This is a genomic window from uncultured Methylobacterium sp. (assembly GCF_964242245.1).
In the GTDB taxonomy this organism is placed as follows: Bacteria; Pseudomonadota; Alphaproteobacteria; order Rhizobiales; family Beijerinckiaceae; genus Methylobacterium.
In genome coordinates, this window is the sequence record NZ_CAXTBY010000007.1 from 35,754 (window position 1) to 50,527 (window position 14,774).

General features: G+C 72.7%; 3 protein-coding genes. 1 reads left to right on the plus strand and 2 read right to left on the minus strand.

Annotation, left to right across the window (positions count from 1 at the left end):
• Window positions 1-231: 231 nt before the first annotated feature.
• Window positions 232-993: a GNAT family N-acetyltransferase gene (locus ACFE8Y_RS03470; RefSeq protein WP_375462992.1), complete on the plus strand. Its 762-nt coding sequence runs from the start codon at window positions 232-234 to the stop codon at window positions 991-993.
• On the opposite strand, the gene ACFE8Y_RS03475 is transcribed toward ACFE8Y_RS03470, so the two are convergent.
• Both ACFE8Y_RS03475 and ACFE8Y_RS03480 read right to left on the minus strand, forming a co-directional pair.
• Window positions 924-5,108, minus strand: coding sequence for an amino acid adenylation domain-containing protein (locus ACFE8Y_RS03475; RefSeq protein WP_375462993.1), 4,185 nt, complete (start codon window positions 5,106-5,108; stop codon window positions 924-926). The two genes, ACFE8Y_RS03470 and ACFE8Y_RS03475, sit on opposite strands and share 70 nt — an antisense overlap.
• Window position 5,109: 1 nt before the next feature.
• Complete coding sequence (locus ACFE8Y_RS03480; protein WP_375462994.1) at window positions 5,110-14,766, minus strand: amino acid adenylation domain-containing protein; 9,657 nt, start codon at window positions 14,764-14,766, stop codon at window positions 5,110-5,112.
• Window positions 14,767-14,774 lie beyond the last annotated feature (8 nt).

Consider the following 14,774-nt stretch of genomic DNA (forward strand, 5'->3'; position numbering starts at 1 on the left):
CCTTCTTTCGTGTTCGTGCCGGCACGGCGTCCGGCAGCGTGACGCCCGACCCGACCGCTTCGCGCCGTTTATGTGAACGAAGAGCCGCTGATTTCAAGATCAAAATCCTGAGACTATTCTGGAAATGGAAGAGTTCTAAACTCCAAACTATCAGCGAATGTGATGACTAGCCATAAGCGATGGTGGTATTACCCTCACCAGGACTGAGGCAAAACCAGAAAGGGGACGAGTATGGCGTCACTGGGGTTCGAGCGGATGCTCGATGCGCATCTGCGCATGCAGGCGGGGTGCTATGTGTCCGGCGTCGACGAGGGCGAAGATGGTGCGCGCTACCTCTGGTCGGACGGGATCGCGGAGCCGGGGTTCAACCTTGCCGTGGGCAGTCACGATATCGCCTGGGTGCGCGTTATGGCCGCCCGGCGCGAGCGCCTGCCGGCGATCCTGGCGCGCGATCCCGGCGAGGCTGACCGCCATGCCGGCCGGCCCGACCTCGCCGGTGTCTTCCACACGCGCTGGATGGCGCGCTCGTGCGCGGCGACCGAGGCGGCCCCCGCATCCCTCGACATCGGCACCGATCCGGCTCCGGGTTCCGCCTTCCTGAGCGTCTGCGGCGACCTCTTCGCCGATCCGGCGATCAATGCCGTGGCGCAGGCCGTCTTCGTGCCGACCTTACGCGGCGCGCGTGCTGTCGAGGGCGTGGCGGCGCGCCACCTTACCCTGAGCGAGGCCGACGAGCCGGTCGCCTGCGCCTCGGTCTACGTCGCCGGAGACCTCGCGGGCCTGTACAACGTCGGCACCCGCGCGAGCCGGCAGGGCCGGGGTTGGGGCACCGCCGTCACGCGTGCGGCCATCGCAGCGGCGGCGGAGGCAGGCGCGCGGACGATCGTCCTGCAATGCGTCGCCGGCGGAACCGTCGAGCGGCTCTATGCCGGGATGGGTTTCGCTGTCGTGGCCGAGCCGGTGATTCTGGTCTTCTCACCCGCTCCATCGTGATCTGCCGAGGCCGGTCGGAGGCGGTTGTCCGGATCTCGCGGCCTGGTCGTGAGGCGACCCGCGAAGCTGTCGTGGAAGGCGGGCGCATCGACGATCTGACGGTGCGTGACCCCTGCGATGACGTCGACGCTCTCGACGCGAGGGGTGAGGCGGCTCCAGTCGACGTGGTTGAGGCCGCGGGCAATCGACTCGCCGGCGAGCCAGACCCGCACTGGACACGCGAACGGCCGTGCCCGGTAGCGGCGGAACAGCAGCGTGTTGTCGACGAAGGTCCAGAACTCGTATTCCTTGCTGCCGAGGCCGGGGCCGTCCAGCGGCAGGGGCGCGCCGCTCGCCTGGACATAGGCCAGGAGCTGGACCCTGAGGCCCGGGTCCATCCGCCCGAACAGGTCCTCCCAATCGCCCCGCATCGGCGATCGTTCAAGCCAGGCGCCGACCTGGCGCTCCAGGCGTTCTGTCGCCTCGGGAGTGAGGTCGGGCAGGGCGCCGACCGCGAAGGACACGTCGAGGTCGCAGACGTCGAGCATGCCGACGAAGTTCAGATCGATATCCGACCCGAGCATCCGCGCGGCTTCGAACGCGAGCACACCGCCCCAGGACCAGCCGAGCAGGGTGCAGGGCCGCCCGCCGCACTCCGTGCGGATGACCTCGGCGTAGCGTGCGGCGATGTCCTCCACCGAGACGACGCTCTTGCGCGCCTCCGTGAGGGAGTAGCAGACGAAGCCGCTCACCGGCTGGTCCGGCCCGAGCCGGCGGGCGAGCGGCGCGTATTCGCGGGTGTTCACCATCAGGCCCGGGAGGCAATACAGCAGCGGCTGCGTGCCGGACCGGGTCAGCCGCACCACCTGCGCCGTGCCGACCGCATCCGCGGCAAGCGCGGCGGCCAGCGTCGCGACGGTCTGGTTGTTGAAGAGGTCCGCGATGGTGGGCGAACGGCCCGGAAACGCCGCCTCCAGCGCGGTGAGGACGCGCAGCGCGATCAGCGAGTTCGCGCCGGCCTCGAACACGTTCTGATCGGGTGGGATGCCGGGCAATCCCAGCGCCTCGGCCCAGATGCGGGCGATGCGGCTTTCGGTGTCGGTGAGGGGGCGGGTGTCGCCGGGATCGGCCTCGGGCAGGGGTTCGGGCTCGGGCAGGGCGGCCCGGTCGAGCTTGCCCGCAGGGGTCAGCGGCAGGCGCTCCAGGGGCACGATCCGCGCGGGCACCATGTAGTCGGGCAGGCGCCGCGCCAAGGCCGCCCGCAGCGCCGCGGCGTCGAGCCCGGCCCCCGGTGCGGGCACCACATGGGCCACCAGCATCGGCCCGGCCGGACCCGGCCTCACGCAGGCGGCCGCCGCCGCCACCGTCTCCTGGGCCAGGAGCGCCGCCTCGACCTCGCCGAGCTCGATCCGGAACCCGCGCAGCTTCACCTGGGCGTCGCTGCGCCCGAGATACTCCACCGTCCCGTCCGGCCGCCAGCGCGCCAGATCCCCGGTCCGGTACATCCGCGACCCCGGCGCCCCGAACGGATCGGGCAGGAACCGCGCCGCCGTCTCGCCGGGCCGGCCGAGATAGCCCCGCGCCAGGCCGTCGCCGCCGAGATGGAGTTCTCCCGTCACCCCCACCGGCACCGGTTGCAGCGAAGCGTCGAGGATCAGCGCCCGGCGTGTCCCCACCGCCCGGCCGATCGGGGCGTGAGGCCTCTCCACCGCCGCCTCGGGGCCGACCTTCCACACCAGCGGCGAGATCACCGCTTCGGTCGGTCCGTAGCCGTTGATGAGGAACGTCGGCGCCAGCGCCCGCCCGATCAGCCCGAAACTTTCGCGGGACAGCGCCTCGCCGCCGAAGGCGTAGGAGCGCGGGGTGGGGGGCGTGCCGGCGCGGGCCGCCTCGAGGGCGAGGGGGTGCATGTAGGCGGTGGGAAAGCCGGCATGGGTGACGCCGAACCGCTCCATCGCGTCGAGGGCCTGGCGCGGGGTCCAGAGCCCGTCGGGCTTGAGCACGACGCAGCCACCGAAGGCCAGCGGCACCATCCAGCGTTCCTGGGCGCCGTCGAAGGCCATCGACAGGACGTGGAGTTCGCGGGTGTCGGGGCCGGTCTCGTAGACGGCGCCGGTGGCGCGGACATGCATGGCGAGCGGCCCATGCGCCACGCCGACGCCCTTGGGCGTGCCGGTGGAGCCGGAGGTGAAGATCACGTAGGCGAGCTGGCCGGGATGCAGGGCCGGCATGGGGACGGGATCTTCCGTCTCGTCCGACTCTTCGGCGTCGAGGTGCGCGACGCCGTCGAGGGCCGGCAGGTCGTCGAGGGCGCTGCCGGCGCCGACGACGAGGCGGACGCCGGCGGCCTTCAGGATGGCGGTACTCCGCTCGGGCGGCTGGGCGGGATCGAGGGGAAGGAAGGCGGCCCCGGCCCGCATGATCGCGAGGAAGATCGCAATCTGGGCGGCGCCGCGCGGCATCGCCACCGCGACCGGCTCCTCGGGACGCAGGCCGCGCCGAACCAGCCGGCGGGCGAGGCGATCGGCCTCGGCCTCCAACGCGGCGAAGGTGGTGGTGGCCTGCCCGCAGATCACCGCCGGGGCGTCGGGCCTGGCGCGGGCGGCGGCGGCGATCAGCTCCGGCACCGTTGCTTCCACCAGCGGCAGCGGGCCGGGGAGGGGGCTCGAGAGCCGCGCCAGCTCCGCCGCCGATACGAGCGCGAACCCGTCGACACGCGCGTCCGGACACGACACCGCGGACGTCAGAAGCCTCAGGAAACCGTCGCGCAGGCGCTCCATGGTGGCACGCTGGAACAGGTCGCGGGCATAGCCGAACGCGCCCGCGATTCCGGCGCCCGTCTCGACGCTCTCCAGCGCGAGATCGAACTGGATCCCCCCGGTTTCGCGTGCGAACGGCTCCACGGCGAGACCGCCGGCCCGCAGGGCGGTCCCGGCCTCGACCCGGTGGGTGTGCATCACCTGGACCAGGGGGGTGTGACTGACGCTGCGCTGCGTCTGCAGGGCCTCGACCAGTTGCTCGAAAGGCAGATCCTGGTGCTCTTGCGCCTCGACGAAGGCGGCACGCACGCGGCCGACGAGGTCGGCGAAGCTCTCGGCCGGATCGACGGCGATCCGGATCGCCAGGGTGTTCACGAACAGGCCGACGACGTGCTCGGTCTCGGGCCGGCCCCGGTTGGCCACCGGTACGCCGATCCTGAGATCGCGCTCGCCGGTGTAGCGAGAGAGGAGGAGCGCCAGCGCGGCAAACAGCACCATCGCCTGCGTCGCCCCGGCCGAGTGGGCGACGGCGCGCAGAGACTCCGCTCCTGCGGCATCGAGCGAGAACGTCACCGCCGCGCCGCGAAAGCTCTGGAGCGCCGGCCGCGGCCGGTCGCTGGGCAGCGCGATCACCGCGTCGCCGGTCCCGAACTGGGCACGCCACCAGGCGAGCTGGCGCTCGCGTTCGCCGGCCTCGAGCCAGTCGCGCTGCCAGCGGGCGTAGTCGCCATAGGCGATCGGCAACGGGGGAAGCTCGGCCGCAGGGCCGTCGGTGTAGAGGCGGAGCAGGTCGTCGAGCAGGATGTCGACGGACCGGCCGTCGCAGACGAGATGATGGATCGTCAGGAGGAGGCGATGGCGGTCCGGGCCGAGCCGCAGCAGCAGGGCCCGCATCAAGGGTGGGGCGGCAAGGTCGAAGGGCCGGCGCGCCTCCTCGACCGACAGGGCGGCGGCGCGCTCGTCCCGCCTCGCGGCGTCGAGGGCCGAGAGGTCCTCCACGCGCAGCACGCTCGCGTTCACAGGCGCGACGAAGGCCTCGACCCCGTCGCCGTCAGTGGCGCGAAATCCGGTGCGCAGCCCGTCGTGCCGCGCGATCAGCTGCCCGATCGCGCGGTCGAGGGTGGCCGTATCGAGCGCGCCCGTCAGATCCAGGCCGCCCGCGATGTGGAGCAGGGCCGGGTCGCCCCCCATGCGCCCCATCAGCCAGAGCCGTTCCTGGGCGTAGGAAAGCGGCGCGGGACCGGCCTCCTCGGCGGGCACGATCGGCAGGCTCCCGAAGGCGATGCCCTTCTCCGCCAGGGCCGCCAGGAACAGCCGGCGCTTGTCGGCGGGAAGGCGGCGGAAGCGCCGGCTCAGATCGGTCGCGGCGATTCCCATCTCAGGCCTCCAGGCCGGCGAGGAGGTCGTCCATCGCCGCAATGTCGGCGGCCTCGTCGCGCCGTGCGGACGCGGCCTCGTCGATCACCCGGCCGAGGTCTCGAAGGGTCCGCGCCTCGAACAAGGCCCGGATCGGGATCGTCAGGCCGAGTTTTTGGCGGATGCGCATGGCGACCTCGGCCGCCGTGAGGGAGTGGCCGCCCAGCGCGAAGAAATCGTCGTCGCGGCCGATCTTGGCGAGATCGAGCACCTCCCGCCAGATCGCGGCCATGGCGGTTTCCGTCGACCCCTGCGGCGGATGGCGCAGGTCCGGCAGCGCCGCTGGGGCGGGCAGGGCCGCGTGGTCGAGCTTGCCGTTGGGGGTGAGCGGCAGGGCCGGCACCCCGACGACATGGGCCGGCACCATGTGCTCGGGCAGGCGCAGGGCGAGGGCCGCGCGCAGAGCCGCCGGATCGGGCGATTCGCCCACCACATAGGCCACGAGCATCGGCCCGCCCGGGGATTGGCGCAGGACCACGGCGGCATCGCGGATACTAGGCTCTGCCCTCAGCGCGGCGGCGACCTCGCCCGTCTCGATGCGAAAACCCCGCAGCTTCACCTGACCGTCGGCCCGGCCGAGATAGTGCAGCGTCCCATCCGGCCTGCGCAGGGCGAGATCGCCGCTGCGGTAGAGCCGGGCGCCCGGCCCGCCGAACGGGTCGGGCACGAAGCGCGCGGCGGTGAGGCCGGGCCGGCCAAGATAGCCCTGCGCGAGGCCGGCTCCCCCGACGCAGATCTCGCCGGGCACGCCGTCCGGTACCGGATCGCCGGCCTCGTCGAGAAGGTGCAGGGCGAGGTCGGCGAGGGCCTCGCCGATCGGGCTGCCGGCCCCTCGCGCATCCGCCGTCGCGAGGGGACGGTCGGTGACGTGAACCGTGGTCTCGGTGATGCCGTACATGTTGACGAGGCGGGGGGCGGCGTCGCCGAACCGCGCGAACCAGGGCGCCAGGCCTGAGACGTCGAGGGCCTCGCCGCCGAAGATCACGTGGCGAAGGGCGAGATCGGGGCCGTCCGCCCGTGCGAGCGCGGCCTGCATCAGCGGCCGGAAGGCCGACGGCGTCTGGTTGAGCACCGTGACGCGTTCGGCCACGAGCAGATCGAGGAAAGCGTCCGGCGCGCGGGCGACCGCGTGCGGCACCACCACGAGCCGGCCGCCATGGCAGAGCGCGCCGAAGATTTCCCAGACCGAGAAGTCGAAGCCGTAGGCGTGGAACAGCGTCCACACGTCGGACTTCCCGAACCCGAACCTGTCTTGGGTGGCGGCGAGCAGCCGGGCGACGTTGCCGTGGCTGACGACGACGCCCTTGGGCCGTCCGGTCGAGCCGGAGGTGTAGATCACGTAGGCCGGCTGCTCGGGAACGGTGTCCGGCAGCGCGACCGGGCCGGTCTCGTCGGGCAGGGGGCGGTCGACGAGGATCGGGCGCGGCGCACCGGGGGGGAGCGAGCGGGCGGCATCGGCCGTCGCCACGATGGTGGACAGGCCGGAATCGGCCAGCATGAAGGCGAGGCGCTCGGCCGGATAGGTCGGGTCGAGGGGCAGATAGGCGGCCCCGCTTTTCAGGATCGCCAGGAGGCCGACGACGAGTTCGAGGGAGCGGCCGGCGCAGAGACCCACCAGCGTCCCCGGCCGCACGCCCTCCCGCACGAGGTGGTGGGCGAGGCGGCCGGCGCGGGCATCGAGATCCGCATAGGTCAGGGACCGATCCGCATCGGTCACGGCGATCGCCTGCGGACGGGCCTTGGCCTGATCAGCGATGCGCGCGTGGACCGCCGGCATCGCGGGCAGGTGCAGACGGGCGCCCGCCCGGCGGCGGGCGGCGGCGACTTCGTCGGGCAGGGCGGGAACCAGCCTCCCGAGCGGCAGGGCGGCCTCCTGCGTGAGGCGGTCGAGCACGTGCAGGAGCGTGGCGCTCAGCCGGGCGACGTCGGCACGGGAGATCGCGGCCAGGTCGACGCTCCAGCTCAGACGCGGATCGGCATCGAGCAGGAGCGAGAGGGTGAGCGGTACGTCGGTCGCCTCGATGGTCGAGACGGGACCGAAGGCGAGGCCGCCGAGGCTGCGCTCGCGCACCACGGCATCCATGGGGTAGTTCTCTACGACGAGAAGGCTGTCGAACAAGGCCCGTCCGCTGCGGCCGGCCCAGCCCTGGACCTCGACGAGGGGCGCCAGGTCGTGGTCGCGCAGGGCCACCGCCTCGGCCTGGATCCGCCGCAGCCAGTCGCCGATGGGCTCTTGAGCTGGCAGCGCCACGATCCGCGGCAGGGTGTTGATGAACAGGCCGAGCACGTCGTGCAAGGCCGTCTCGTCCGCCGGGCGGCCGGAGACGGCGATCCCGAAGACCACCCTAGCGCGGCCGGTGAAACGTCCGAGGGTGATCGCCCAGGCGGCCTCCATGAGCGTGGCGAGCGTCACGCGCTCGCACCGGGCGAGATCCCTCAGCCGCGCCATCCGCGCCTCGCCGAGCGCCGTCTCGATGACGGCGTGACCCATCCGGCCACCCTCGCCGGTACAGGCCGGGGCGAGGAGGCTTGGCTCGTCGAGGCACGCCAGGCGGCCGCGCCAGTAGGCTTCGTCGGCCGCGCGAGCGCGGCGCGCCAGCGTCGCGAGATGGTCGCGGAACAGGGCTCTGGGCGCCGGCACCGCCTCGCCGGCATAGGCGCGCAGCACCTCCGAGACGAGGCGGGCGTTGCTCCAGCCGTCGAGGACGAGGTGGTGGCACGTCCAGATCAGACGGTGCCGGCCCTCGCCCAGGGCGACGAGGACGAGGCGCATTAGGGGAGGGGCCACGAGATCGAAGCCGAGGGCGCGCTCGCTCTCCGCCAGATCGGCGAGGGCCGCCGGCGACAGGCCGGCTCCGTCGACCTGTCGCACCGACAGCGTCGCGCGGGCGTGGACGACCTGGAGCGGCGCGGCGAGTCCCTCGGCCCAGAGAAACCCGGTGCGCAGGACGGGGTGGCGGTCGATGGCGCGTTGCCAGGCGGTCTCGAAGCGGGCGGGGTCGAGACCGTCGATGGTGACGCTCAGCTGATTGACGTAGAGCCCCGAATCGGGTGCCGCCAGGGCATGGAACAGGATCCCGGCCTGGGCCGGGGTGAGCGGATAGAGATCGGCGACGGTGCGCCAGGGCAGGTCGAGGGCGTCGAGTTCGCCTTGGGTCAGACCGGCGAGGGGGAAATCCGAGGGTGTCGCCCCGCCGATGGCAGGGTCGCAGCCATGTTCGGCCAGCGCCGCGAGATCGGCTTTCAGCCTGTCCGCGAGACCGGCGATGGTCGCCGGCTCGAATTGCGCGCCACTATAGCCGAGACGCAAGGTCAGTGCGCCCTCGGACACGAAGCTGTCGACGACGAGTTCGGCCCCGATGGGAGCATCGGGATCGGTCGAGAGCCGCATCGACCCTCGGTCGATGGCAAAGAGGTCGCTCCGCGCGACGCCGTCGACCTGCCCGAGATGGTTGAACGCGACCTCCGGTGCGGGAAAGGCGGCGAGGGCGGCCCGGTCCTGCGAATCGCCGCAATAGAGCAGCCGACCGAAGCCGGCGCCGTCGTCCGGCACCGCACGCAAAGCCTCCTTGACGGCCTTGCAGGCTCGGCCTGGATCGCCCGACACGTCGAGACGCACGGGAAACACGGTTGTGAACCAGCCGACCGTGCGGTCGAGGGGGAGCACGCAGCCGGATCGCCCGTGGCGCTCGATCGACACGCGGATGGCATCGCCGCCGGCCCAGCCCGCGATGGCGCGGGCGAGTCCGGTGAGGATCATCTCATCGAAGCGCAGGCGATAGGCGGCCCTCGCCCGGTCGAGGCGGGCGGTGACGACGGGATCGAGGGTGACGACGGTCTCGCATGCCTGGCGCCGGGTTCGGGCGCCTTCGGGATCGTCCACCGGCAGGCGGACGGACGGACCCGCCAGGGCCGCGATCCAGACCTCGCGCTCGCCGGGCCTCGGGGCGAGGCTCGTCAGGTGATGGGCGAAGGCGCGGGAGGAGGGGGTAGTGGGCAGCGGGGCAGTCTCGTCCCGGTAGAGCGCATCGAGATCGGCGAGCAGGATGCGCCACGAGACGGCATCCACCACGAGATGGTGCGCCGTCAGCAGAAGGCGCTGGCCGCTCGCGGAGTCGCCCGCCAGCACGGCGGCGAACACCCGGCCGCTGGCGAGGTCGAGGCTGCGTTCGGCTTCGGCAAAGGCGGGGCGAGTCTCGCGCGCGACGGTGAGGGGCGCCCCCAGGGTCTCCGGCGCGACCGGTTCCTGTGTCCAGGAGCCGTCGGCGTCCTGGCGGAACCGGTGCCGCAGGGCGTCGTGATGCGCCACGAGTTTTTGGAGAGTACGGCCGAGGCGGTTGCGGTCCAGGGGCTCGCGGATCTCGAGTTCGAGGGACTGGTTCCAGTGGTCGCGCCGGGACATCGGCTGGTCGAAGAACCAGCTCTGGATCGGGGTCAGCGGAGAGGGGCCGTCGGGGACGGGAGGAAGGGCCGGTGCCGCATCCAAGGGGACGAGACCGGCGGCCAGGGCGGCGACGCTCTGGTGCTCGAAGACCTGGCGGGGGGTCGCCGAAAAACCGGCCTCGCGCAGGCGTGCGACGACCTGGAGGATCAGGATGGAATCGGCGCCGGCCTCGAACACGTTCTGATCGGGCGGGATGCCGGGCAATCCCAGCGCCTCGGCCCAGATGCGGGCGATGCGGCTTTCGGTGTCGGTGAGGGGGCGGGTGTCGCCGGGATCGGCCTCGGGCAGGGGTTCGGGCTCGGGCAGGGCGGCCCGGTCGAGCTTGCCCGCAGGGGTCAGCGGCAGGCGCTCCAGGGGCACGATCCGCGCGGGCACCATGTAGTCGGGCAGGCGCCGCGCCAAGGCCGCCCGCAGCGCCGCGGCGTCGAGCCCGGCCCCCGGTGCGGGCACCACATGGGCCACCAGCATCGGCCCGGCCGGACCCGGCCTCACGCAGGCGGCCGCCGCCGCCACCGTCTCCTGGGCCAGGAGCGCCGCCTCGACCTCGCCGAGCTCGATCCGGAACCCGCGCAGCTTCACCTGGGCGTCGCTGCGCCCGAGATACTCCACCGTCCCGTCCGGCCGCCAGCGCGCCAGATCCCCGGTCCGGTACATCCGCGACCCCGGCGCCCCGAACGGATCGGGCAGGAACCGCGCCGCCGTCTCGCCGGGCCGGCCGAGATAGCCCCGCGCCAGGCCGTCGCCGCCGAGATGGAGTTCTCCCGTCACCCCCACCGGCACCGGTTGCAGCGAAGCGTCGAGGATCAGCGCCCGGCGTGTCCCCACCGCCCGGCCGATCGGGGCGTGAGGCCTCTCCACCGCCGCCTCGGGGCCGACCTTCCACACCAGCGGCGAGATCACCGCTTCGGTCGGTCCGTAGCCGTTGATGAGGAACGTCGGCGCCAGCGCCCGCCCGATCAGCCCGAAACTTTCGCGGGACAGCGCCTCGCCGCCGAAGGCGTAGGAGCGCGGGGTGGGGGGCGTGCCGGCGCGGGCCGCCTCGAGGGCGAGGGGGTGCATGTAGGCGGTGGGAAAGCCGGCATGGGTGACGCCGAACCGCTCCATCGCGTCGAGGGCCTGGCGCGGGGTCCAGAGCCCGTCGGGCTTGAGCACGACGCAGCCACCGAAGGCCAGCGGCACCATCCAGCGTTCCTGGGCGCCGTCGAAGGCCATCGACAGGACGTGGAGTTCGCGGGTGTCGGGGCCGGTCTCGTAGACGGCGCCGGTGGCGCGGACATGCATGGCGAGCGGCCCATGCGCCACGCCGACGCCCTTGGGCGTGCCGGTGGAGCCGGAGGTGAAGATCACGTAGGCGAGCTGGCCGGGATGCAGGGCCGGCATGGGGACGGGATCTTCCGTCTCGTCCGACTCTTCGGCGTCGAGGTGCGCGACGCCGTCGAGGGCCGGCAGGTCGTCGAGGGCGCTGCCGGCGCCGACGACGAGGCGGACGCCGGCGGCCTTCAGGATGGCGGTACTCCGCTCGGGCGGCTGGGCGGGATCGAGGGGAAGGAAGGCGGCCCCGGCCCGCATGATCGCGAGGAAGATCGCAATCTGGGCGGCGCCGCGCGGCATCGCCACCGCGACCGGCTCCTCGGGACGCAGGCCGCGCCGAACCAGCCGGCGGGCGAGGCGATCGGCCTCGGCCTCCAACGCGGCGAAGGTGGTGGTGGCCTGCCCGCAGATCACCGCCGGGGCGTCGGGCCTGGCGCGGGCGGCGGCGGCGATCAGCTCCGGCACCGTTGCTTCCACCAGCGGCAGCGGGCCGGGGAGGGGGCTCGAGAGCCGCGCCAGCTCCGCCGCCGATACGAGCGCGAACCCGTCGACACGCGCGTCCGGACACGACACCGCGGACGTCAGAAGCCTCAGGAAACCCTGCTCCAAGCGCGCGATCGTGTCGGCATCGAACAGTGCCTGATCATAGGCGAAGGTGCCCCTCGGCGCGCCGTCGACCTGTGCGATCTCGAGGACGAGGTCGTAGGGCGGCGCGCCGGTATCCTCGCCGAAGGCCTCCAAGGTGAGGCCGCCGGCCCGTCCGAGCACCCCGAGACCAGCGGGCTGCTGGCTGATCATCACCTGGGCCAGCGGGTTGCGGCCCGAGGCGCGGGGCATTCCCAGGGCCTCCACCAGCCGCTCGAAGGGCAGGTCCTGATGGCCCTGCGCCTCGCTCAGGTCGGCGAACACCCGACCGACGAGGTCGCGCAGGGTCGCGGAGGCGGCAACGGTGACCGGGACCACCAGAGTGTTGACGAACACACCGACGAGATCCTGGCTGCCCGGGTGATGCCGGCCGGCCACCGGCATGGCGATGCGCAGATCGCGGGTACCGCCGAAGCGGCCGAGGAAGACGGCGAAGGCCGCCACCATCACCGCGAAGGGCGAGGTGGCGGTTTCCTGTGCGCATCGTGCGATCCCGTCCCCGACGGTCACGTCGATGACGAAGGGATGCCGTCCGGTCGGTCCCCGCGCCTCCGTCCGGCGTTGGCCGAGCATCAGTTCGGCGACGGGGGCGGCGAACCGTTGCCGCCACCAGGCGAGGTCGGTCTCCATCGCGCCCCGCCGAACCTCGTCCCTCTGCCAGGCGGCGAGGTCGGCGGGCTGGATCGCGAGTGCGGGCAGATCGGCTTGGCGCCCCTCGACGGCCGCCGCGTAGAGGGCCGGCAGGTCGCGCAGCAGCACGCGCATCGAACAGCCGTCGCAGACGATGTGGTGCATCGTGACGAGGAGCACATGCGCGTCCTCCCTCAGCCTCACAAGGGCGAACCGCATCAGCAGGCCGCCGTCGCGATCGAACGGCCGCTCGGCTTCTTCGCGAGAGAGCAGGGCCAGATCCGTCTCGCGCCGATCCAGCGGACGAGGCGACAGGTCGGTGACGGGCAGTGCCACGGCGGCGGGCACCGCGTCGATCGTCTGCATCGCGCCTCCGTCGGGGCGCCGATGCAGGCGGGTACGGAAGGCCTCGTGGCGGCTGGCGAGCGCGACCAGGGCCTCGTCGAGCGCCCGCCGATCGAGGGGACCCGTCAGCCGCAGACCGCCCGCGATGTGATGCCCGACGCCCTCGCCGAACTCGGCCTCGACCCAAAGCCGCTCCTGCGCGAAGGACAGGGGAAGCATGCCGCCGCGCGCCGCCGGCGGGATCGCGATGGGGGCGGTCCCAGAGGCCATCAACCGGTCGACCGCCTCGGCAAAGGCCCCTAGGCGGGGATGCGCGAACAGGATTGGCGCCGGCAGCGCCACCGCCATGGCCTCGCGAATGGCCGTCAGCAGGCGGATCGCCGCCAGGGAATCGCCCCCGAGCGCGAAGAAGTGGCTGTCGGCGCCGATATCCTCGCGCCCGAGCACCGAGACCCAGAGCGCGGCGAGGCGCGCCTGCGTTCTCGTCGACGTCGCCGGAGCGACGGGTTCGGCGCCGACCCGGCGACCGCCCTCGACGATCGCATAGGCGTCGAGGCTGCCCTCTTCCCAGCCGCGACGGGTGGCGGCCCGTTGCAGCTTGCCGCTCGAGGTGCGGGGTAGTGCGCCCGGGTTGAGCAGCACGACGACGCGGGCGGTCTCCATGAAGGCGTCGCCGACGGTCTCGGCGACGAGAGTGGCGAGCGCCTCGGGGGCGACCAGCCTCTGCACAGACCGCGACACCTCGACGGCGACCCCGATGCCCTCGCGGCCGTCCCGCTCGATCGAGAAGGCTGCGACCCGCCCCTGGCGAAGGATCTCGACACCCTCCTCCACCGCCCGCTCGACGTCCTGCGGATAGACGTTCTGGCCGCGCAGGATGATCAGGTCCTTGGCGCGCCCGACCAGGAACAGCCGGCCGTCCTTCAGGAACCCGAGGTCGCCGGTGCGCAGGGTGCGACGGCCGTCCCGTTCGACGAAAGTCTCGGCCGAGGCCCGCGGGTTGCGCCAGTAGCCCTGGGCCAGGCTCGGGCCGCAGACCAGCACGTCGCCCACGGTCCCGTCGGGGACCGCCGCCCCATCGGGGCCGGCGACCAGGATCGGATGGTCCGGCTGGGCCAGCCCGCAATCGACGATCCGGCTCCCGTCCTCGTCGGGCACGGCCCTTCCCTCGGCAAGTCCGTCGGGGTCGAGGGCGAGGCTGCGCAGGCCTTCGCCCCGATGCCCGGCGCAGACGAACAGGGTCGCTTCCGCCAGTCCGTAGCAGGGGCGCAGAGCGCGGGCATCGAAGCCCGCCGGAGTGAAGCGTGCGACGAAGGCCGCCATGGTCTCGGCCCGTACCATCTCCGATCCCGAGAAAGCGATCTGCCAAGTCGACAGGTCAAGGCGGGCCAGCGCGGCGTCGTCGATCCGGTCGGCGCAGAGCCGGAAGGCGAAGTCCGGGCCGCCGCTCACCGTGGCGCCAAAGCGCGTGATCGCCTCAAGCCACCGCGCCGGCCGGCCGAGGACGTGCTTGGGCGACATCAGCACGGCGGGAATGCCGGCATGGATCGGCTGCAGCATCCCCCCGATCAGGCCCATGTCGTGGTAGAGGGGGAGCCAGCTCACCATCACGTCGTCGGGCCGGAACGGGAACCCGTCGCCGATCAGGCGCTCGTTGGCCATGAGATTGGCATGGGCGACGACGACGCCCTTGGGGCTGGCCGTCGACCCCGAGGTGTATTGCAGGAAGGCGATCGTGTCGGGCGTCGGCAGCCATTCGCGCCAGGCCTCGGCCTCGGCCGTGTCGATGTCCTCCACCGCGATCACCTGCGCGCCGGAGCCAGCCATGGCCGGCACCGTGTCGCGAGCCTGCCGATGGACCAGGATCACGGTGGGCTCGCAATCGGCGACGATCGCGGCGAGCCGGGCCTGGTGCTGGGCCCGGCGCGGCTCCGGCGGGAAGGCCGGGACGGCAATCGCGCCGGCATGGAGGCAGGCGAGGAAGCCGGCGACATAGTCGAGCCCGGTCTCGAGCATCAGGCAGACGCGGGCGCCGGGCGTGACCGACGCCTGCAGCCGCGCCGCGATCGCCCTGGTGCGGCGATCGAGGGATGCATAATCGACGCAGAGCTCCCCTCCGCTCGGATCGTCCAGGAAGCGCAGGGCCTGCGCCCCGGGATGATGCGCGGCGAGCCAGCGCAGGTGGCGCACGTAATCCACGACGGGCGCAACCGCGATCGGCTCGCGCTGGACGACGTCGGTCATCGGGTGTC